Source organism: Ruegeria sp. CJ2, assembly GCF_056536745.1.
On record NZ_JBQFQF010000018.1, the window covers coordinates 35,284 to 56,511 of the forward strand.

15 protein-coding genes are annotated in these 21,228 nt (G+C 59.1%); 7 read left to right on the forward strand and 8 right to left on the reverse strand.

From position 1 onward, the window contains the following. The gene (locus tag ACR0MS_RS19260) at positions 1 to 3,312 is read left to right on the forward strand and encodes a DUF499 domain-containing protein (RefSeq protein WP_480577521.1); all 3,312 of its coding nucleotides are present in this window, start codon (positions 1 to 3) and stop codon (positions 3,310 to 3,312) included. Between the two features lie 100 nt (positions 3,313 to 3,412). Here the strand turns inward: ACR0MS_RS19260 and ACR0MS_RS19265 are convergent, their stop codons facing one another. Together ACR0MS_RS19265 and ACR0MS_RS19270 are read right to left on the reverse strand one after the other, a co-directional pair. Then, positions 3,413 to 3,691 carry a hypothetical protein gene (locus ACR0MS_RS19265; protein ID WP_480577518.1) on the reverse strand — a complete coding sequence of 93 codons (279 nt, stop codon included), beginning with the start codon at positions 3,689 to 3,691 and terminating at the stop codon, positions 3,413 to 3,415. 324 nt (positions 3,692 to 4,015) lie between these two features. Next, complete coding sequence (locus tag ACR0MS_RS19270; RefSeq protein ID WP_480577516.1) at positions 4,016 to 6,298, reverse strand: adenosylcobalamin-dependent ribonucleoside-diphosphate reductase; 2,283 nt, start codon at positions 6,296 to 6,298, stop codon at positions 4,016 to 4,018. Positions 6,299 to 6,427: 129 nt separating this feature from the next. Between ACR0MS_RS19270 and ACR0MS_RS19275 the strand changes: the two genes are divergently transcribed. Further along, positions 6,428 to 6,859, forward strand: coding sequence for a DUF1489 family protein (locus tag ACR0MS_RS19275; RefSeq protein ID WP_480577513.1), 432 nt, complete (start codon positions 6,428 to 6,430; stop codon positions 6,857 to 6,859). Here the strand turns inward: ACR0MS_RS19275 and hisG are convergent. The 3 genes from hisG to hisS are packed head-to-tail and all read right to left on the reverse strand — an operon-like array spanning position 6,856 to position 10,121. Further along, on the reverse strand, positions 6,856 to 7,545 hold the full coding sequence (hisG, locus tag ACR0MS_RS19280; protein WP_480577510.1) for an ATP phosphoribosyltransferase: 690 nt from the start codon (positions 7,543 to 7,545) through the stop codon (positions 6,856 to 6,858). The genes ACR0MS_RS19275 and hisG overlap by 4 nt on opposite strands. Continuing rightward, on the reverse strand, positions 7,542 to 8,630 hold the full coding sequence (locus tag ACR0MS_RS19285; protein WP_480577507.1) for an ATP phosphoribosyltransferase regulatory subunit: 1,089 nt from the start codon (positions 8,628 to 8,630) through the stop codon (positions 7,542 to 7,544). The genes hisG and ACR0MS_RS19285 overlap by 4 nt, the downstream gene beginning before the upstream one ends. Positions 8,631 to 8,633: 3 nt before the next feature. Then, complete coding sequence (gene hisS, locus ACR0MS_RS19290) at positions 8,634 to 10,121, reverse strand: histidine--tRNA ligase (RefSeq protein WP_480577504.1); 1,488 nt, start codon at positions 10,119 to 10,121, stop codon at positions 8,634 to 8,636. 125 nt (positions 10,122 to 10,246) lie between these two features. Between hisS and ACR0MS_RS19295 the strand changes: the two genes are divergently transcribed. Then, on the forward strand, positions 10,247 to 10,441 hold the full coding sequence (locus ACR0MS_RS19295) for a SlyX family protein (protein ID WP_170440680.1): 195 nt from the start codon (positions 10,247 to 10,249) through the stop codon (positions 10,439 to 10,441). A 4-nt stretch (positions 10,442 to 10,445) separates the two neighbouring features. On the opposite strand, the gene ACR0MS_RS19300 is transcribed toward ACR0MS_RS19295, so the two are convergent. The 3 genes from ACR0MS_RS19300 to dnaE all read right to left on the reverse strand — a co-directional run bounded on the left by ACR0MS_RS19300 (position 10,446) and on the right by dnaE (position 14,633). Further along, positions 10,446 to 10,814, reverse strand: a complete 369-nt coding sequence (locus tag ACR0MS_RS19300; protein WP_480577501.1) for a hypothetical protein — start codon at positions 10,812 to 10,814, stop codon at positions 10,446 to 10,448. 5 nt (positions 10,815 to 10,819) lie between these two features. Further along, positions 10,820 to 11,047 carry a YMGG-like glycine zipper-containing protein gene (locus ACR0MS_RS19305; RefSeq protein WP_480577498.1) on the reverse strand — a complete coding sequence of 76 codons (228 nt, stop codon included), beginning with the start codon at positions 11,045 to 11,047 and terminating at the stop codon, positions 10,820 to 10,822. An 85-nt stretch (positions 11,048 to 11,132) separates the two neighbouring features. Further along, complete coding sequence (dnaE, locus tag ACR0MS_RS19310; RefSeq protein ID WP_480577495.1) at positions 11,133 to 14,633, reverse strand: DNA polymerase III subunit alpha; 3,501 nt, start codon at positions 14,631 to 14,633, stop codon at positions 11,133 to 11,135. 344 nt (positions 14,634 to 14,977) lie between these two features. Here dnaE and xdhA point away from each other — a divergent pair, with 344 nt between their 5' ends. The 4 genes from xdhA to ACR0MS_RS19330 are packed head-to-tail and all read left to right on the forward strand — an operon-like array spanning position 14,978 to position 21,223. After that, on the forward strand, positions 14,978 to 16,375 hold the full coding sequence (xdhA, locus tag ACR0MS_RS19315; protein ID WP_480577492.1) for a xanthine dehydrogenase small subunit: 1,398 nt from the start codon (positions 14,978 to 14,980) through the stop codon (positions 16,373 to 16,375). Continuing rightward, positions 16,372 to 18,774, forward strand: a complete 2,403-nt coding sequence (gene xdhB, locus ACR0MS_RS19320) for a xanthine dehydrogenase molybdopterin binding subunit (protein WP_480577489.1) — start codon at positions 16,372 to 16,374, stop codon at positions 18,772 to 18,774. The genes xdhA and xdhB overlap by 4 nt, the downstream gene beginning before the upstream one ends. After that, positions 18,774 to 19,709 carry a xanthine dehydrogenase accessory protein XdhC gene (gene xdhC / locus ACR0MS_RS19325; protein ID WP_480577487.1) on the forward strand — a complete coding sequence of 312 codons (936 nt, stop codon included), beginning with the start codon at positions 18,774 to 18,776 and terminating at the stop codon, positions 19,707 to 19,709. The genes xdhB and xdhC overlap by 1 nt, the downstream gene beginning before the upstream one ends. Then, positions 19,706 to 21,223 carry an ABC transporter ATP-binding protein gene (locus ACR0MS_RS19330; protein WP_480577484.1) on the forward strand — a complete coding sequence of 506 codons (1,518 nt, stop codon included), beginning with the start codon at positions 19,706 to 19,708 and terminating at the stop codon, positions 21,221 to 21,223. Before xdhC ends, ACR0MS_RS19330 begins: the two co-directional genes overlap by 4 nt. Positions 21,224 to 21,228: the final 5 nt, after the last annotated feature.

Consider the following 21,228-nt stretch of genomic DNA (forward strand, 5'->3'; position numbering starts at 1 on the left):
ATGGCAAAAAGCAATCGCCAGTATGTATTCGAAGGCATGGAGCACATGCAGAAAGGGCTTCAACCCTATGTCATGCGTTCTTTGGAAGCCGGAATGGGTAAGGGGTGGCCTCAGGAAGTGATCGCCAAGTTCCCGCACTGGCGGCCCCAGGGAAACGGAAAGTTCAGCCTCGACACCCAAAAGCTACTCCAAATCATGGATCGTTGCTGGAACGAGGCGTTCCGTTCGACATTGGACAAGGGGCACCGTTCGATTGTTATCGAACTGACCGATGTGCGAAACAAACTCGCGCATGATGAGAAATTCTCCTACGACGACACGGAACGTGCGCTGGACAATATGCGCAGGCTTCTAGAAGCCGTGAGCGCCGGTGAGTCTGCGTCTGAAATCAGCAAGATGCGCGACAGCATCCTGCGGACTAAATTTACAGAGATGGCGCGCTCCGAAGAGCGCAAACAGTCGAATGCGACAGCGATCTCAACCGAAACGGTCGCGGGCTTGCTACCCTGGCGCGAGGTCGTGGAGCCGCATCAGGATGTTGCGACCGGTGAGTTCCAACAGGCCGAGTTTGCGGCTGATCTGGCCAAAGTGCATAATGGCAGCGCTCCTCCTGAGTATCGCGATCCAAAGGAGTTCTTTGGGCGGACATATCTGACGGACGGTTTGAGCACCCTGATCAAAGGAGCAGCCAAGCGTCTTTCCGGCAAAGGGGGCGATCCTGTCGTCGAACTGCAAACCAACTTCGGCGGCGGCAAAACACACTCAATGCTGGCTCTGTATCACATGGCCGGCGAAACACCCGCTCAGGACCTTCCTGGCTTGGATCAGCTTTTTTCCAAGGATGGCTTAAGCGTTCCAGAGAAAGTCAGCAGGGCTGTTCTCGTCGGGACCTCACGTGGTCCACACGACGTCGTCAAGCTCGATGACGGTCAAGAGATCCGAACGACCTGGGGAGAGCTTGCTTGGCAACTGGGCGGAAAGAGTGCGTTCGACTTGGTCGCCGATCAGGACGCGAGTGGAATTGCTCCTGGTTCTGAGAAGCTGGAAGAGATTTTCAGGATGTGCGCCCCCAGTTTGATCCTGATTGATGAGTGGGTCGCCTATTTGCGGCAAATCTACAAAATTGAGGGCCTTCCCTCTGGCTCTTTCGACGCAAACTTGTCATTCGTTCAAGCCCTAACAGAAGCGGTCAAGGCGTCGCCACACACTCTTTTGGTTGCATCGCTCCCGGCCTCACAGATCGAAGTTGGCGGCGAAGGTGGTCAGGAAGCTCTAACCCGTCTCAAGCAGACATTCAGTCGGGTCGAAAGCTCATGGCGGCCGGCGTCGCAAGAGGAAAGCTACGAGATTGTCCGACGGCGACTATTCAAAGAAATTCCTGGGGACAAATACAGACACCGGGACAACACGCTAAAGCAATTTGCCAAACTCTATCGGGAAAACCCGAACGAATTCCCCCAAGGCTGTGCTGATGAAGATTACCGACGCAAACTGGAGAAAGCGTACCCTATTCACCCCGATCTATTTGATCACTTGTACACGGCGTGGGGGGCACTTGAGAAGTTCCAACGAACCCGAGGTGTACTTCGGCTGATGGCTCAAGTCATCCATGAGCTTTGGATGTCCGACGACAGATCGGTAATGATAATGCCGGGCAGTGTGGCGATTGGGTCTGCAAGAGTAGAGCCTGAATTACTACACTACCTAGATGTGTCGTGGCAGTCGATAATCGCTGGTGACATCGATGGGATCAATTCAACGCCATACAAAATCGATCAGGCCGCTCCTAACTTGAACCGGTATTCGGCCACACGCAGGGTGGCGCGTACAGTATTCATGGGAACTGCACCTCTCAGCGGGCAAGAAAATCAGGGAATAGACGACAAACACATCAATCTGGGTGTGGTGCAGCCTGGCGAGAGAGTCGCAATTTTCGGAGATGCACTCCGCCGACTAACGAACCAAGCAAAGTTCATGCACAGCGATCTGGGCCGGCATTGGTATTCCATGTCCGCAAGTTTGAACAGGGTCGCTGCGGACAGAGCCGGGCAGTTCGAGGACGCCTTGATCGACGTCGAAATTGACAAAGCGCTGGCATCGTACATCAACGGTATCGCCGACAGAGGGCACTTTGATGCCGTACAAGTGGCCCCAGATGGGTCGGGTTCTGTACCGGACGAAGCGGGAGGTGTTCGCGCTGTCGTTCTGGGCGTAAAACACCCGCACAATGGGCGAGATACGTCAGATGCAATGGTCGAAATCAAGGATGTGCTCCTTCAGAAGGGCACAACACCTCGGGTTTATCGAAACACTCTTGTTTTCATCACAGCAGAAAACCGTCAGCTGGAAAATTTGAAAGATGCCTTTCGTACATCACTTGCTTGGGACGGAATCGTTCGCGATGCAGAGACGGGCCGTCTAAACCTGAGAACCAGCGATATTGCTTTGGCTAAAGAAAAAGCAAAAGAAGCCAGAGATACGGCTAAAACCCGTTTGAAGGACACTTGGTGCTATCTTGTCTACCCGTATCAGGAGGCTGCACCGGCTGACGTTGAATTTGCTTATGCAAAGGTGGCCGCTCAGGATGGTGTGCTTTCCAGGGCAAGTAAAAAGCTCGTCAGCGACGAAGCGCTGCTGCCCGAGATTGGTCCAGAGCGGCTGAACAGAGAGCTAGAAAAGAACATATGGCATGAAAATGATCACCTAAAGCTGAAGGACCTTTGGGAATACTCGAACCGGTATATCTACTTGCCCCGTTTGAGAGGTCGAGAAACACTGACAAAAGCTGTGCAAGCGGCGGTTGGAGCGATTGTGCCGGGTCCTTTTGCATATGCAGAAGGATGGGATGACTCCAGCGGAAGCTATGTTGGCCTTTCTATCGAGGCTGCGTCTTCAACAGTCGTGAGCATTGATCAGTATTCTGTCATTGTGAGACCTGAGGTAGCCGAAGCACATCGCCAGCAGCCACAACCTTCTGACCCTGACATAGTTGATCCAAAACCAGGAACCCTACCGGATGACTCAGGGCAACCCAGACCACCTGGACCTGTAGACACACCGAACTCTCCGAAAGACGACCCCGACCCAACGCGGTTTGTGGGAACCGTGATGTTATCTGCCGAACGACCCGCCCGCGACATGCATCAAATCGTCGAAGCAATTGTTGAACAGCTTACAACTCTCCAAGGTGCTGAGGTGTCATTGAAGCTAGAGATTGACGCTGAAGTCGAATCCGGGCTGGATCGCTCAAAGGTTCGAACGCTCTTGGAAAACGCGAATACAATTGGTTTTATTGACAAAAAGGTCGAGTGAGCACCTCTTGTTTTCTATACTACTAAGAGGCTTGGGACTCAAACCCGTCACTCATCGTCAAAGCGGATCGGCCTACACGCCAGTTTCCCGCCTTCCGGCTTCATTCGTCTTTTAGCTCCGAGCCCGCTTCGGGGCGGAGAAGTACAGACAATACTCGGCGGTGAATACGATCTAGATCGTAATCGGTTAGTTCTAAACCCTCAGTCATCCGCGCTTTGAATGACTGAAAGTCTCCGCGGGTAATCTCGTCACGGTTTTTGTCGTCTCCGGCAAGTTGCTGCGCGAGTTTTTCCTTTCGGAAGTCCAGCAGAAAACGGGAAAATCGAGCGTTCAATTCGGAGTACTGAGGGGACTCCTCGATAGGCGATTTGTTTCTCATCAATTCGGTATCCGATAGCCATGGAACTGCCCGAGCGGTTTTGCTGGGCAAGTACAACATTCTGGTCAGCTTTTGCGTGTGACGTGTATGAGACGATTTGGTTCCATGGCCACAGTCTTGAGATTTTCTGGTCTTGGTCAATAGCGCGAACGTTATCGATGGTCGCCAACGCAGCACAATCTCAAAACTCTACAGGAATCTTTTTTATTTTATTTCAATGTCTTAAGAATCTGTGGGCATTAAAGACCGTTCAAATGGGCGCAAAAATCAACCTTATGGGCTATTTATGCCCACCCACACAGTCATCGCCTCAAAGCCGATCGTCTAGCCACACTTGGAATGCCCGCAACTGCGGCAGGTCATGCAACCCTCGATCATTACCATATCGAACTGACCACAGGACGGGCACGCCTTACCGCGCGGGCCATCCATATTCACCACCTGCGCCTGCGGATCGGACTTGAGGCCCATGCCCTCGCCTTCCAGAAAGCCGATATTGATCAGGTGCTGTTCTATGACGCCACCAATCGCGGCGAGGATCGACGGGATGTACTTGCCCTTGACCCATGCCCCGCCACGCGGATCGAAGACGGCCTTCAGTTCTTCCACGACAAAGGACACATCGCCACCGCGCCGGAATACGGCAGAAATCATGCGCGTCAGCGCCAGCGTCCAGGCGTAGTGTTCCATGTTCTTCGAGTTGATGAACACCTCGAACGGACGACGGCGGCCACCGATGACAATATCGTTGATAGTCAGGTAGATCGCGTGCTCGCTGTCGGGCCATTTCAGCTTGTAGGTCGACCCCTCCAGCGACTGCGGCCGGTCCAGCGGTTCGGACATGTAGATCACGTCGCCGCCATCAACCTCGTGCGGCGCGTCGGCGCTCTCGCCCGGCACTTTGTCTGCGCTTTCAGAAACAGTCAGGACCGATCCGGTCACATCATTCGGACGATAGGTCGTGCAACCTTTGCAGCCTTGATCCCAAGCCTGCATGTAAACGTCCTTGAATGCGTCAAAGCTGATATCCTCGGGGCAGTTGATCGTCTTCGAGATCGAACTGTCGATCCATTTCTGCGCCGCCGCCTGCATCCTGACATGATCGGACGGGGACAGCGTCTGAGCGTTCACGAAATAGTCGGGCAAGGTGGCATCACCGAACTTGTCGCGCCACATCTGCACGGCATAATCCACCACCTCTTCCTCGGTGCGCGAGCCATCCTTCTGCAACACCTTGCGCGTATAGGCATAGGCAAAGACCGGCTCGATCCCCGAAGACACGTTACCGGCATAAAGCGAAATCGTCCCCGTCGGCGCGATCGAGGTCAGCAGAGCGTTGCGGATACCGTGTTCGCGAATCGCGTCGCGCACATCCTCATCCATCTGCTGCATGGTGCCGCTGGCCAGATATTTCTCGGCATCAAACAAAGGGAACGCCCCTTTTTCCTTCGCCAAGTCCACCGACGCCAGATACGCGGCGCGCGCGATCGCGTGCAGCCAGCGCTCGGTCTGACGCGCCGCTTCGTCCGAGCCATAGCGCAGACCCAACATCAGCAGCGCGTCGGCCAACCCGGTCACGCCCAGCCCGATGCGGCGCTTGTCCTGCGCCTCGGCCTCTTGCTCGATCAGCGGGAATTTCGACGCATCCACCACGTTGTCCATCATGCGGACGGCAGTAGCGACCAGTTCCTGCAACGCGGTCTCATCCAGATGGGCGGCGCCCTCGAAGGGTTCCGCCACCAGCCGCGCAAGGTTGATCGAGCCCAGCAGACACGCACCGTATGGCGGCAGGGGCTGCTCGCCACAGGGGTTCGTCGCCGCGATGGTTTCCACATAGCTGAGGTTGTTGGCCTGATTGATACGGTCAATGAAGATCACGCCCGGCTCGGCATAGTCATAAGTGGCCTGCATGATCTTGTTCCACAGATCACGCGCTTGCACCGTGTGATAAACCTTGTCGCCAAAGACCAGTTCCCACGGGCCATCGGCTTTGACCGCTTCCATAAACGGGTCCGTGACTAACACAGACATGTTGAACATGCGCAGGCGGGCGGGGTCGGATTTGGCGGTGATGAATTGCTCGATATCCGGGTGATCGCAGCGCATCGTCGCCATCATCGCCCCACGGCGCGAACCAGCAGACATGATGGTGCGACACATCGCGTCCCACACATCCATGAAGGACAGCGGGCCAGAGGCATCGGCTGCTACCCCATGCACATCCGCGCCACGCGGTCGGATGGTCGAGAAATCGTAACCGATCCCCCCGCCCTGCTGCATGGTCAGCGCGGCCTCTTTCAGCATGTCAAAGATACCGCCCATGCTGTCGGGGATCGTGCCCATGACAAAACAGTTGAACAGCGTTACCTGACGCGCGGTCCCGGCGCCTGCGGTGATGCGTCCGGCGGGGAGGTATTTGAAATCCTCCAGCGCCTCAAAGAACTTGTCCTCCCAATGGGCCGGGTCTTTTTCCACACGCGCCAAGTCGCGGGCGATGCGCCGCCAGCTATCCTCGACCGTCTGGTCGATAGGTGTGCCATCCGCCTGCTTGAAGCGGTATTTCATGTCCCAGATCTGCTCGGCGATGGGGGCGGCAAAGCGGCTCATTGGTGATTCCCTGTCCTGAAAGAGGTATCCAGACTACCTCAAATCACAACAAAACCACAACACCTTGATGACATCGCATTGCGAGCTACAATATAGAGATCAAGCTTGGGACGACTCTGTGGGAAAGCTGTGGATAACTATGTAAACCTCATCAAACTTTCGGTCGGATCGGAAAGCGTCGATACGTTGATGGCGTGGCAAGACAGCCGCAAACCGCTCTATGAGGACGGTTGCCCGCGCCATGTCACCCGCATGTGGCCCAAGCGCGAGGCCGAGATTTTGAACGGCGGATCAATCTATTGGGTGATCAAGGGTGTAATCCAATGCCGCCAGCGCATCCTGCGGTTGGATGAAGTGCGTGGCGAGGACGGCGTCCGCCGCTGCGCCATCGTGCTGGACCCCGAAGTGCACCGCACCCAGAACGCCCTGAAGCGCCCGTTTCAGGGGTGGCGCTATCTCAAACCCGAGGATACCCCAGCCGACCTACCCAAGGGTCGCGCGCAGGACGATGCCCTGCCCGACGAACTGAACCGCGCATTGGCGGATATCGGGGTGCTTTAGCCCAGGCGGTCCAACAGGTCGGACAGAACGGCTTTGTCCTCAGCCTCATACTTGGCCACACGGCTACGCCACAGCGTCGCCTGCGATTGCAGGATCAACCCGTCGGTCAGGATTTTCAGGTGGTTCGCCCGCAGCGTTTCCCCGGTCGAGGTGATGTCGGCAATCGCCTCGGCGGTTTCGTTCATAACGGTGCCCTCGGTCGCGCCCTGACTGTCGACCAGAGTGTAATCGGCCACGCCCGCATCCGTCAGGAATTCGCGCACGAGCCGATGATACTTGGTCGCAATCCGCAGCCGGTGACCGTGGGTCTTGCGGAAGGCTGCCGCCGCCGCGTCCAGATCGTCCAGCGTGTCCACGTCCACCCAACAGGCCGGGGTCGCGATGATCAGGTCCGCCTTGCCAAAACCAAGCTGCGAAACCTCCTCGACCTGCTGTTCCCAGCGCGGCAGTTTCTCGTGCACCAGATCAATGCCGGTCACGCCCAGATGAATGCGCCCGGCGGCCAGTTCGCGCGGGATTTCACCTGCGGACAGCAGGATCAGCGAAACACCGTCGATCCCATCGACCTTGCCCGCGTATTCCCGGTCCGATCCGCTGCGCGACAGGGTGATGCCGCGCTTTTCGAACCATGAGAAGGTCTTTTCCATCAACCGGCCCTTCGAGGGCACGCCCAGTTTCAGGCTCATTGCGCGGCCTCCTCAATTTCAAGCATCAAGTCGGGGCGGATCACGCCGCCTACGGCCGGGATTTCGGCCCCATTCCCCAACTGCCGGGTCAGCGCGTCATAGCGCCCACCAGTTGCAACCGGTGGCAGGTCGGGGCGACCTTCGGCGTAGAAACCGAAAACAAAGCCGTCGTAATATTCCATCGACGTGCGGCCATAGGCAGCTTCGAAGTCCAACCGCTCCACATCCACTCCGCGCGCTTGCAGCGACGCAACCCGCGCCTCCAACCGGTCCAGCGCAGGGGTAATCTGAGGCAGATCCACCGCCACATCCCGCAGTTGCTCCAGCGCGAAGGGCATCGTTTCGCGCACGTTCAACAGGGTTTCCAGCCCGACCAATTCGTTGTCTGAGATCGGAGGCGTATCGCGATCTTCGCGCAGCGCGGCGATCCGTGCCTCGATCTCGGCTGCGCGCCGCTTGCCGATCATGGGCGCGTCGATGGCAAGTGGATCTTTGGCATCCAGCAGAGTGTCACGCCCTTCCGGGCCGGGCTTGCGCCCAGCGAAGCGATCCAAAAGAACGCGGAACCGGCGAGGCCGCCACAAGTGCCGCATCAGGGCGGATTTGCGGCGGTCGGTGGTTTTCAAACCCGCAACGGCTGCGGTCAGGATACCGATATCCCCGGTCGCCGCGCGCAGCGGCAAGCCACGAAGTTGCAGCGCAAATAACGAGAAAACTTCCGCATCCGCGCCTGCGGGGTCGTTGCGGTCGAATACTTCGTACCCGACCTGAATATATTCATTCGAACGGTCCGGGTCGTGCTCCTGACGGCGGAAAACCTCACCGGAATAGGTATAGCGCGCTGGCTCGGCCCCCTCGCGCATATGCATCTGCACCACGGGCAGCGTGAAATCCGGCCGCAACATCTGCTCACCCCGCAATGCGTCCGAGGTCACATAGGCGCGCGCGCGAATATCCTCGCCATAAAGGTCCAGCAGCGTGTCCGCCGGTTGCAGAAGCGGAGGGTCCACGACCTGCGCGCCTGCGGCCTCGAACCTGACGCGCATCATCGCGGCGCGGGCCTGTATCTGGGAACGGTTGGGCATGGGTCAGTCCTGACTGTCCAGAATTTCGCGCACCTTGGCGACCAGATCACCGCGTGGCACTTCGAATTGGCTGGGACGTTCCTTCCATTCCTCAAGCGTGGCGCTTTCGGCGATCTTGGCCCCTAGGATCAGGTCCTTGATCTGCACGATCCCGTTGGCCTTTTCGTCACCGCCTTCGATCACCGCGATGGGCGAATTCCGCTTGTCCGCATATTTCAACTGATTGCCGAAATTCTTGGGGTTGCCCAGATAGACCTCAGCCCGGATGCCCGCATTTCGCAGCTCGGCCACCATGGCCTGATAATCGGCCATACGGTCGCGGTCCATCACGGTCACAACCACGGGGCCGGTGGCCTGCGCTGCAATCCGGCCCTTTTCACGCAGAGCGGCCAGCAGACGGTCAACGCCGATGGAAACGCCGGTCGCAGGAACCTCTTGCCCGGTGAACCGTTTGACCAGATCATCATATCGACCACCGCCCGAGACCGACCCGAACTGCCGCTTGCGGCCTTTTTCGTCGAAAATCTCAAACGTCAACTCGGCCTCATAGACCGGTCCGGTGTAATAGCCGAGGCCCCGCACGACCGAGGGGTCGATCTCGATCCGGTCCGCGCCATAGCCGCCCGCATCCAGCAGGGCACCAATCTGTTCCAATTCGGCAATCCCGTCGGCCCCGATTTTGCTGTCGCCAACGGCCGCACGCAGGTTCGCCAGCGTCCCAGCGGTATCCGCAGCTTTCGAGGTCAGGAAGGCAATCACCGGCTCGGCCTGATCTTCGCTCAGACCCACACCGTCGATAAACGCGCCCGAGGCATCCAATCGGCCCTTGGTCAACAACTCACGCACACCGGCTTCACCAACCTTGTCGAACTTGTCGATGGTGCGCAGAACATTGTCGCGGGCGGCGGCGTCTTCACCTAGACCCATCGCCTCCAAAACACCATTCAAAACCTTGCGGTTGTTCACCCGCACCAGATAGTCTCCGCGCGGGATACCCACGGTCTCCAACGTATCCGACAACATCGCACAAATCTCGGCATCGGCGGCCATCGACGCCGTGCCCACCGTATCCGCATCGCATTGATAAAATTGACGATACCGCCCCGGCCCCGGCTTTTCGTTGCGCCAGACCGGGCCCATCGCATAGCGGCGATAGGGCGTCGGCAGGTCGTTGCGGTGCTGCGCATAAACACGGGCCAGCGGCGCGGTCAGGTCATAGCGCAGAGCCATCCAGTCGCCATTTCCGCCCTCGTCAAATTCCTGCCACGCAAATACGCCTTCGTTCGGGCGATCCACGTCGGGTAGAAACTTGCCCAGCGCCTCGACCGTTTCCACGGCGCTGCTCTCTAACGCGTCAAACCCGTAGCGATGATAGACGTCCGCAATCGTCTGCAGCATCTGCGCGCGCTGCGAGACTTCCTGGCCGAAATAGTCGCGGAACCCTTTCGGCGTTACGGCCTTGGGGCGGGGCTGTTTCTTGGGCTTGGCCATGTGGGGCGTCCTTGGGCGTTGAGTGTTCCGCGCGCGGTCTATCCCATGCCCCGCATCGGGGCAAGGCGCGCTTTCGCTGGCCTTGACGCCACTGGGTCGCTATGACCGCACCCAAGGAGACCCAAATGCAACATCTGGAAGAACAGATTGCCCATCTGACCCGCACGGTCGAAGAGCTGAACACCGTTGTCACGCGGCAGCAAAGCGAGATCGACCGCCTGACCCGCCGGGTCGAGATGCTGTTGCAGCGCGAGGCTGAACGGGCACAGGAAGGTTCAGGCGGTGTTGTCTTTGGCGACGAGCGCCCGCCGCATTATTGAAGGCCTATAGTCCCAACGCCGATTTCACCGCGTTATCAACCACACCACCCAGAAGGGCATCCTTGTCTGCCGCGCAGCCTTCGGACAGGGCGGCGATAAAGGCCTCGCGCAGTTGCGCTTTCTCCTCGTCCGTCGCGGCGTGATCCTCGATATTGATCTGGCGGTTACTCAGCGACAGCGCCGTCATTTTCTCGACAACCGCCACGACAAAGGCTTCATCCCCATCCGCTTCCTCAGCAATCGAGGCGCAGGTATAGTGCATGACCGGTAGCGCATCCTGCACCATCTGATCAGCCGCATCGTCTGCAAAAGCCGTACAGGGAACTGTAAGTGTCACCGCCGATGCCAGCGCTCTGAATGTTGTAAACCGCATCGCCATCACTTCCAGTTGTGTCCGATAATTGCCCCGGCAACACCGCCGATGGCAGCCCCCTTGCCATCGCCAATCAAGGCACCCACGCCAGCACCTATCAAGGCGCCTTCGATGGTTTGCTTTTTCTTCTTGTCATCTTTGTCATCTGCCACCGCGACCGACGCAGAGACCAACGCCAGTGACGCGGTCGCAGCGATCGCGAGTGTTCTAAAACCATTAGCTAAAATTGCCATATCAGTGCCCTCCCTGTGACACGCCCCAAACGGGCATAGTCTCAGCCTAGCCGGGCAAAAACTCTGTGGCAACAAAAGGCGAGGTTCAGAACTCCTCAACCGACATCACGCCTTCCAGCGATTTGATCGCGCCCTTGATTTGCGGGTTGATGGGGAAACTCTGGCCCAGATCCATCTCGACCTCACCCGGTAGTCCGGGGGCCATCAGCAGCAATTGGATCGGCCCGCGCGCGGCGTTTTTAGCAGCGCCTGCCGCATCCTCCAGCACTTTGGCTACGGTGGGAAGGGCTTGTTCTTCATCCACGAATATGCGCAGTCCGGTTGCGCCTGCTTCGGCTACGACCGTATCCACCGGGCCGACCGACCGACCCAGCAGTTTCAGCTGATCAGCCTCCATCGTCGCCTCAGCCGTCAGCACCACCTGCGCGCCGGTTTCCAGATACTCGCGCGATTTCTCCAGCGTTTCCGAGAACAGCGTCACCTCATACGCACCGCTGGGGTCCGAAAGCTGGGCAAAGGCAAACCGGTTGCCGCGCGCCGATTTCCGTTCCTGCCGACCGGCAACAACACCGGCCATCTTTGCAATAAACGGGCCAGAGCGCGCCTTTTCCGTCACCTCATCCAGCGTCATCACCTGCTTGCGTTTCAGCGCGGGCATATAGTCGTCCAGCGGATGGCCAGACAGGTAAAAGCCGATGGCCTTGAATTCCTCGCTCAACCGTTCAGCGGGCAGCCAATCGGGAGTGGGCGACAGGCGCGGTTCGGGCAGGTCATCGCCTGCCTCGCCAAACAGCGATACCTGGTTCGAGTTCTTCTGTTCGTGGATCGCCGCCGAATATTGCACCAGCGGATCAAGGCTTTCGAACACACGACGGCGGTTTTTGTCCAACTGATCAAACGCCCCTGCCCGTGCCATCATCTCAAGCGGGCGTTTACCGACCTTTTTCAAATCCACCCGGCGGGCGAAATCGAACAGGTTCACGAAAGGCTTGTCGGCGCGTCCTTCGACGACCAGATTCATCGCCTCAACGCCCACGTTTTTCAACGCGCCCAGCGCATAGACCAGCTCTCCGTTCACCACGTCGAACGTCGCCAAAGATCGGTTCACGCAGGGCGGCACATAGGGCAGTTCAAGCCCCTTGCGAACCTCTTCGAAATAAACCGCCAGCTTGTCGGTCAGATGGATATCGCAGTTCATGACCCCGGCCATGAACTCGACCGGGTGGTTCGCCTTCAGCCAGCCGGTCTGATAGCTGACCACCGCATAAGCCGCCGCGTGGGATTTGTTGAAGCCGTAGTTGGCGAATTTCTCCAGCAGGTCGAAGACTTCGCTGGCTTTCTTGGCATCCACGCCGTTTTCACCCGCGCCCTTTTCGAACTTGGGGCGTTCGGCATCCATCGCCTCTTTGATCTTTTTCCCCATCGCGCGGCGCAGCAGGTCGGCACCGCCGAGGCTGTACCCGGCCATGACCTGAGCGATCTGCATCACCTGTTCCTGATAAACGATAATGCCCTGGGTTTCCTCAAGGATATGGTCGATCAAGGGATGCACGGATTCGATCTTGCGCAGCCCGTTCTTGACCTCGCAATAGGTCGGAATGTTCTCCATCGGGCCGGGGCGGTACAGCGCTACAAGCGCCACGATATCCTCGATGCAGGTGGGCTTCATCCGCTTCAGCGCATCCATCATCCCCGAGGATTCCACCTGGAACACCGCCACCGTCTTAGCAGCGGAATAGAGCTTATATGTCGCCTCATCATCCAACGGGATGGCGTTGATCTGGTTCTCTGCCCCGTCTGCGGGTTCATAGAGTTCCGTGCCATCCGCCGCGATATGCAAAGGCCGCCCGGACTTAAAGATGATGTCCATCGCGTTCTGGATCACTGTCAGCGTCTTCAGGCCCAGAAAGTCGAATTTGACCAGCCCGGCCTGTTCCACCCATTTCATGTTGAACTGGGTCGCAGGCATGTCGGATCGCGGATCCTGATACAGAGGCACCAGCGCATCCAGAGGCCGGTCCCCAATCACCACCCCCGCCGCGTGAGTGGACGCATTGCGCAACAGCCCCTCGACCTGTTGGCCATAGGTCAGCAACCGGTCCACAACCTCTTCGTTGCGTGCCTCTTCGCGCAGGCGAGGTTCGTCTTTCAACGCCTTCTCAATGGAGACGGGTTTCACACCCTCAACCGGGATCATCTTGGACAGGCGGTCCACCTGACCATAAGGCATCTGCAACACCCGCCCGATATCGCGCACGGCGGCCTTCGAAAGCAAAGCGCCAAAGGTGATGATCTGCCCCACCTTGTCGCGCCCGTATTTCTGTTGAACGTATCGGATCACCTCTTCCCGGCGATCCATACAGAAGTCGATATCAAAGTCGGGCATCGAGACCCGCTCGGGGTTCAAAAACCGCTCAAACAGCAAGCTATAGCGCAACGGATCAAGATCAGTGATCGTCAGCGCATAAGCCACCAATGATCCCGCGCCCGAGCCCCGCCCCGGCCCCACCGGAATGTCATGATCCTTGGCCCATTGGATAAAGTCCGCAACGATCAGGAAATAGCCGGGAAAGCCCATGCCTTCGATAATGCCAAGCTCGAAATCCAGACGCTCCTGATATTCCTCGGGCGTCACCGCATGAGGGATCACGGCCAAGCGCTTCTGCAACCCCTCATTGGCGATACGGCGCAGTTCGGCCACCTCGTCATCGGCAAATTTCGGCAGGATCGGATCGCGGCGATAGGCCATGAACGCGCAACGCCGTGCAATCTCAACTGTGTTCTCGATCGCCTCTGGCAGGTCCGCGAACAACGTCACCATTTCCTGCTGCGACTTGAAATAATGCTGCGCTGTCAGACGACGTCGGCCCTCCTGCTGATCGACATACGCCCCCTCAGAGATACAGATCAGCGCATCGTGCGCCTCATACATATCCGACGAGGGGAAATAGACGTCGTTGGTGGCCACCAAGGGCAAGTTCTTGGCATAAGCCATCTCAACATGGCCGCGCTCTGTCAGGCGTTCGGCCTCGGGCTGCCCACCTTCCCCCGGATGGCGCTGCAGTTCGATATAAAGGCGATCAGGGAACATCCCCGCCAGCCGATCCACCAAAGCCTCCGCCGCAGGGCGCTGCCCTTGCTGCAACAGCATACCAACTGGCCCATCCGGGCCGCCGGACAAGCAGATTAAGCCGTCTGACCGGTCCGCCAATTCTTCCAACGTGACCTGCGGCAACTGCCCGCCCTTATCAACATAGAGGCACGAGCTGAGCTTCATCAGGTTCTCATACCCAACCTCGGATTGCGCCAGCAGCACCAGCGGTGCGGGTGCCTTGGGCTTTTCCCCGGGCTGCGCCTGAACGTAGGCCAAATCAACCTGGCATCCCATGATCGGCTGCACACCCGCGCCGCTGGCCGTCACGGAAAACTCCAATGCCGAGAACATCGAATTGGTGTCGGTGACCGCAACTGCGGGCATCTCCATCTTCTCACACAGACCCGGCAGCTTTTTCAGCCGCACAGCGCCTTCCAGCAGGGAATATTCGGTGTGAACGCGGAGGTGAATGAATCGAGGGGTACTGCTCATAACCGCTACGCTATCCCAGCCTGCGGCCCGGCAAAAGCGCGAACCGCACCCTTTCAATGCCTAAAAAATCAGCGTCTATTATTCGGCTTTTCCAGAAGGTGCTTCGGGAATGGTAACAACACCACCCCAAAAAATTATTTAAAAACAGCCGACTAATTGTTAAGCAAACCACAAGAATTCGCGTCAGACGCGCGTAATGGTGCATATCACAGGCAGTTTTTCTTGCCAGATAAGGCGCGCTGTTTCTAACATCTGACGGCAAGCACTCCGCCCGCCACTCTTTCTACGTCGCATCGAAGGAGGGCACCCAAGGGCGCAACCGGGTAAGGCGACGGGTTTCACGAATGGATATCACGTTTCTTCTGAACGGAGAGACCGTGGAGCTGTCGGATGTTGATCCGACGGCCACCCTGCTGGATTGGCTGCGCGACGATCGCGGTCTGACCGGCACCAAAGAAGGCTGCAACGAAGGCGACTGCGGGGCCTGTACCGTCATGGTCACGGATGAGGGCGGCGCAAAGGCGCTGAACTCCTGCATTTTGTTTCTCCCACAATTGCATGACAAAGCGGTGCGCACCGTCGAAGGCGCCAGCAGCCCGAGCGGTGAGGCCCATCCGGTGCAACAGGCCATGGTTGACCTGCACGGCTCGCAATGCGGCTTCTGCACCCCCGGCTTCGTGATGTCGATGGTCGCAAGCCACACAAATGGCGCAACCGACCACGATACACAGCTTGCAGGCAATCTCTGCCGCTGCACTGGTTACGCCCCGATTATTCGTGCCGCCAAAGCCGCCGAACCCCACCCCGTCCCGAAATGGGTCACCGACGACAAGTCCTTCTCTTGTTCAAAAATACTTCGGGGGGAGGCCGCAGGCCGGGGGGCAGAGCCCCCCTACCTCCCCAACTCCGCCGACGAACTGGCCGCCCTTTACACGCAACACCCGGATGCGACACTGGTTGCCGGGGCCACGGATGTGGGCCTTTGGGTCACCAAACAACTGCGCGATCTAGACCCGGTGATTTTCCTCAACCAGTGCGATGATCTCAAGCAGATCACAATCTCTGACGAAGAAATCCGCTTTGGTGCCATGGTCGACATGAACCGGATGGGCGCGGCTCTGAACGACCACCACCCCTCTTACGCCGAGATGATCCGTCGTTATGCCAGCGTACAGGTCCGCCACGCCGCGACCGTGGGCGGTAACATCGCCAACGGATCGCCCATCGGGGACAACCCGCCCGCGCTAATTGCCCTTGGCGCAACCCTGCATCTGCGCAAGGGGGATAAGCGCCGGTCTATGCCGCTGGAGAATTTCTTCATCGACTACGGCAAACAAGACCGCGCACCCGGAGAATTCGTCGAAGCCGTCAGCTTCCCGCGTCAGGCGGACCGCCTGAAGGCGTACAAACTCAGCAAGCGGTTCGATCAGGATATCTCGGCCGTCTGCGGGTGTTTCAATATCACCGTTTCAGAGGGCACCGTGACTCAGGCCCGGATCGCCTTTGGCGGCATGGCAGGCACTCCGAAACGGGCAACCCATGTCGAGGCCGCATTGACCGGCAAACCGTGGACCGCTGCGACCATTCAGGCCGCGCTGCCTGCCTTTGCTGACGACTACCAACCACTCACGGATATGCGCGCCTCGGCCACCTATCGTCTGGAAACCGCCAAAGCGATGCTCGAGCGCTATTTCCTCGAAGATCAGGGCGAGATCACCAACGTGCTGGAGGTTTCGGCATGAGCGTGACCAAACCCCTCCCCCACGACGCAGCCCCGCTGCATGTCTCAGGCTCGGCGCGGTACGTGGATGATATCCCCACACCCAAGGGCAGCCTGCATCTGGCCTTTGGCCTCAGCCCGATTGCCAAAGGCAAAATCTCGGACATGGACCTGTCGGCTGTGAAGGCCGCGGACGGGGTCGTTATGGTCATGACAGCTGATGACCTGCCCTTTGCCAACGACGTCTCGCCTTCGATCCATGATGAACCGCTGCTGTCGGACGGGACCGTTCACTATATCGGCCAACCGGTGTTTCTGGTCGTCGCCACCAGCCACCTGGCCGCGCGAAAGGCGGCGCGTCTGGGCAAGATCGACTATGCCGAGGAAACTCCGATCCTGACCATCGAAGACGCGCTGGCCGCCGACAGCCGGTTCGAGGACGGTCCGCGCATCTATGCCAAAGGCGACGCGGATGCAGCCATTGCGGACGCGGCTCATGTGATCGAAGGGTCGTTTGAACTTGGCGGGCAGGAGCATTTCTATCTGGAAGGTCAGGCTGCGCTTGCCGTGCCGAACGAGGGCGCGGATATGCTGGTGCACAGCTCGACCCAGCACCCGACCGAGATTCAGCACAAGGTGGCAGACGCGTTGGGCGTACCAATGCACGCTGTTCGTGTGGAAACCCGCCGGATGGGGGGCGGGTTTGGCGGCAAGGAAAGTCAGGGCAACGCTCTGGCGGTTGCCTGCGCCGTGGCCGCGCGTGAGACAGGTAAGGCCTGCAAGATGCGTTATGACCGCGATGATGACATGATCATCACCGGCAAGCGCCATGCGTTCCGCATCTCCTACAAAGCCGGGTTCGATGAGAACGGTCATATTCAGGGCGTGTCGTTCCTGCACCACGCCATCTGCGGCTGGGCACAGGACCTGTCCCTGCCCGTGGCGGACCGCGCGATGCTGCATTCCGACAACGCCTATTTACTGCCCAACGCGCGGATTGAGAGCCACCGGCTGAAGACCAACACCCAATCCGCCACCGCCTATCGCGGATTCGGCGGCCCTCAGGGGATGGTCGGGATTGAGCGGGTGATGGACCACGCCGCGCATGCGTTGGCAATGGACCCGGTCGAACTGCGCCGCCGGAACTACTATGAACCCGCGCACAAGGTGGCCGAAGCTGAACAAGCCGACAAGCCACTCGGCCACCCGGACCCGCACGAAGACCTGACCAGCCGTGGCGCGGTTGAAACCGGCGATGCCCCTGTGCGCCCGCTGCCCGCTGGCGGCAACACCACGCCCTACGGCATGGAGGTCAGCGATTTTGAGCTGCACGGCATGACCGAGGCATTGCTGGAATCCAGCGACTATGCCGCGCGTAAGGCCGCGATCCAGAAATGGAACGCCGAGCACAGCGTGATCAAGAAGGGTATCGCCTTCTCCCCGGTCAAGTTCGGGATTTCCTTCACGCTGACTCACCTTAATCAGGCGGGTGCGCTGGTGCATGTGTACCAAGACGGCTCGGTCCACCTGAACCATGGCGGCACCGAGATGGGACAGGGCCTGTTCCAGAAGGTTGCGCAAGTTGCTGCGTCTCGGTTCGGAATTCCACTGGACATGGTCAAGATCACCGCGACCGACACCGCCAAGGTGCCGAATACATCGGCAACCGCAGCATCCTCGGGCAGTGACCTGAACGGCATGGCTGTCAAAGCCGCCTGCGACACGATCCGCGACCGGATGGCTGACTATCTGGCCGAGCGGCATCAGGCCGATCCGTCGACGGTCACCTTTACGGATGGCCACGTTTCGGTTGGCGAAGAACGTTATACCTTCGCCGAGGCTGCGGCGCTGGCCTATCAGGGTCGGATCAGCCTGTCCGCGACGGGGTTCTACAAGACCCCCAAGATCGAATGGGACAGGATTGCGGGCCGAGGGCGACCGTTCTTCTATTTCGCGTATGGGGCCTCGATCACCGAGGTCGCGGTGGACACGCTGACCGGCGAAAACCGTATCCTGCGTACCGATATCCTGCACGATGCAGGCGCGTCCCTGAACCCGGCGCTGGACATCGGACAGGTCGAAGGCGGCTATGTGCAAGGCGCGGGGTGGCTGACGACCGAGGAACTGGTCTGGGACGGCAAGGGCAATCTGCGCACGCATGCGCCCTCGACCTACAAAATCCCGGCCTGCTCGGACCGACCCGATATTTTCAACGTCGCACTTTGGGATGGCGAGAACCGCGAGGACACGATCTATCGCTCGAAAGCGGTGGGTGAACCGCCCTTCATGCTGGGTATCTCGGCATGGCTGGCGCTGTCGAACGCGGTCGCCGCGTGCGGAGACAGCTATCCCGCGCTGGATGCCCCTGCCACGGCGGAACAGGTCTGGCATGGCATTCAACGGATGAAGGGAGACATCTGATGGGATTTGACTTGGAGGCTTTGAGGGAGGCGGTCAAAACCCACGGGAAAGTCACCCGGGTCGTCATCGCTGCGATCAAGGGGTCATCCCCGCGCGAAGTCGGCGCCGCCATGCTGGTCTGGCAGGACGGGCAATCCGGCACGATCGGCGGCGGCACGCTGGAATATCAGGCGGCAGAGGCAGCGCGGTCTCAAACTGTACCGTCCCGCCTGACGCAACACGCGCTTGGTCCCGATCTGGGGCAATGCTGCGGTGGCGCTGTGTCTTTGCTGACAGAGGTCTATGACGTTGATGCGTTGAATGCGCTGGACGACACGATCATCGCACGTTCAGCGTCCAGCACCGAAATGCCGTTGATGGTCAAACGTCTGATGGCTCAGGCGCGCGGGCAAGGAACAGTCCCGCAGCCCCAGCTTCTGGACGGTTGGATGGTTGAGCCCGTCCACAAACCGACCCGCAAGCTGTGGATCTGGGGCGCGGGCCATGTCGGGCGCGCATTGGTTGACGTTCTGTCACCGCTGCCCGAGCTGGCAATCACATGGGTCGATACCGGCCCGGAACGGTTTCCCGACCATATCCCGGCCTCTGTTACGGCTGTACCCGCCGCAAAACCCGCCGAACTTGTCCGTCATGCCCCGCGTGACGCCGAACATCTGGTTTTGACCTATTCCCACAATCTGGACCTGGAACTTTGCAACCGCTTGTTGACGCACGGTTTTGGCTTTGCCGGGCTGATCGGCTCGGCTACGAAATGGGCGCGATTCCGGTCGCGGCTGGCGGCCCTTGGGCACGCGCCCGAGCGGATCGGCCGGATCACCTGCCCCATCGGTGACCCCGGTCTGGGCAAACACCCGCAGATGATCGCCGTTGGCGTTGCAGCCCAATTGCTGCGCCCCGCCCGGCAGAACGAGTTGAAGAAGGACCTGAGCGCGTGACCACTCCACTCCTAAGCTTACAAGGGCTGACCAAAGCCTATCCCGGCGTCGTGGCCAATGATCAGGTGTCCTTTGACATCGGCGAAGGCGAAGTTCACGCCCTGCTGGGCGAGAATGGCGCGGGCAAGTCCACGCTGGTGAAAATGATCTATGGGCTGGTGAAGCCAGACAGTGGCACGATGCTGCTGCGAGGTCAGCCTTTTGCCCCGCCCGAACCCCGCGCGGCTCGGGCGGACGGGATCGCGATGGTGTTCCAGCATTTCTCGTTGTTTGACGCGCTGAACGTGGCCGAAAACATCGCGCTGGGGATGGAGAACCCGCCGCCAATGGGCGATCTGGCCTCGCGTATCCGCGAAGTGTCCGAGACCTATGGGCTGCCTTTGGACCCGTATCGCACCGTCGGCGATCTGTCCGCGGGTGAGCGGCAACGGGTCGAAATCATCCGCTGCCTGTTGCAGGACCCCAAGCTGCTGATCATGGACGAGCCGACCTCGGTTCTGACCCCGCAAGAGGTCGATATCCTGTTTGAAACGCTCAACAAACTGCGGTCCGAGGGCACCTCGATCCTGTATATTTCGCACAAGCTGGAAGAGATCCGCACGCTCTGCGACCACGCCACAATCCTGCGGCTGGGTAAGAACGTCGGCGAATGTGTTCCGGCGGAAACCTCGGCCCGCGACATGGCTGAAATGATGGTGGGTTCGACCTTGCAAACACCAGAACGCGGTGGCCGAGAATTTGGCGACGTCGCGCTGGATGTCAGCGGATTGTCGGTACCCTCGCCGTCGGAATTTGGTACGGCACTGCGCAATGTGCACATGACTGTCCGCAAAGGTGAGGTTCTGGGCATTGGTGGCGTCGCCGGTAACGGTCAGGACGAACTGCTGGGCGTTTTGTCGGGTGAAATTCTCACAACAGCCGATGCGATCAAGTTCAACGGTCAGAAGATCGGCAAGCTCGGCCCCACCGCGCGACGCAAGCTGGGCGTGCTGACCGCGCCCGAAGAACGTCTGGGCCATGCGGCCGCACCGGATATGAGCCTGACCGAAAACGCCCTGCTGACGGGTTCTGTCCGCGAAGGGCTGGAAAACAACGGGTTCCTGAAATGGGCCGACACCAAAAACTTTGCGGAAAAGATCATTGAGGCGTTTGACGTACGCACGCCGGGGCCAGAGAACGCTGCGCGTTCGCTATCGGGCGGGAACCTGCAAAAATTCGTGATCGGTCGCGAAGTTCTGCAAAACCCGGATGTGCTGGTCGTGAACCAACCCACTTGGGGTGTGGACGCGGCGGCGGCGGCCTCGATCCGGCAGGCCATTCTGGACCTGGCGGCCAAGGGCACTGCGGTCATCTGCATCAGTCAGGATCTGGATGAGCTGATGGAGATCTCAGACAGTTTCGCGGCCTTGAACGAAGGACGACTAAGCGCGCCCCGCCCGACCACCGGGCTGACGGTAGACGAAATCGGCCTGATGATGGGCGGCGCACACGGCATGGAGGTGGCCCATGTCTAAAGCAT

Excerpts from the sequence above, each read along its gene's own strand:
- ACR0MS_RS19260 (WP_480577521.1), top strand. The coding sequence starts at position 1 with ATGGCAAAAAGCAATCGCCAGTATGTATTCGAAGGCATGGAGCACATG.
- ACR0MS_RS19265 (WP_480577518.1), bottom strand. The coding sequence starts at position 3,691 with ATGAGAAACAAATCGCCTATCGAGGAGTCCCCTCAGTACTCCGAATTG.
- ACR0MS_RS19270 (WP_480577516.1), bottom strand. The coding sequence starts at position 6,298 with ATGAGCCGCTTTGCCGCCCCCATCGCCGAGCAGATCTGGGACATGAAA.
- hisG (WP_480577510.1), bottom strand. The coding sequence starts at position 7,545 with ATGAGCCTGAAACTGGGCGTGCCCTCGAAGGGCCGGTTGATGGAAAAG.
- ACR0MS_RS19285 (WP_480577507.1), bottom strand. The coding sequence starts at position 8,630 with ATGCCCAACCGTTCCCAGATACAGGCCCGCGCCGCGATGATGCGCGTC.
- hisS (WP_480577504.1), bottom strand. The coding sequence starts at position 10,121 with ATGGCCAAGCCCAAGAAACAGCCCCGCCCCAAGGCCGTAACGCCGAAA.
- ACR0MS_RS19295 (WP_170440680.1), top strand. The coding sequence starts at position 10,247 with ATGCAACATCTGGAAGAACAGATTGCCCATCTGACCCGCACGGTCGAA.
- ACR0MS_RS19300 (WP_480577501.1), bottom strand. The coding sequence starts at position 10,814 with ATGCGGTTTACAACATTCAGAGCGCTGGCATCGGCGGTGACACTTACA.
- ACR0MS_RS19305 (WP_480577498.1), bottom strand. The coding sequence starts at position 11,047 with ATGGCAATTTTAGCTAATGGTTTTAGAACACTCGCGATCGCTGCGACC.
- dnaE (WP_480577495.1), bottom strand. The coding sequence starts at position 14,633 with ATGAGCAGTACCCCTCGATTCATTCACCTCCGCGTTCACACCGAATAT.
- xdhA (WP_480577492.1), top strand. The coding sequence starts at position 14,978 with ATGGATATCACGTTTCTTCTGAACGGAGAGACCGTGGAGCTGTCGGAT.
- xdhB (WP_480577489.1), top strand. The coding sequence starts at position 16,372 with ATGAGCGTGACCAAACCCCTCCCCCACGACGCAGCCCCGCTGCATGTC.
- xdhC (WP_480577487.1), top strand. The coding sequence starts at position 18,774 with ATGGGATTTGACTTGGAGGCTTTGAGGGAGGCGGTCAAAACCCACGGG.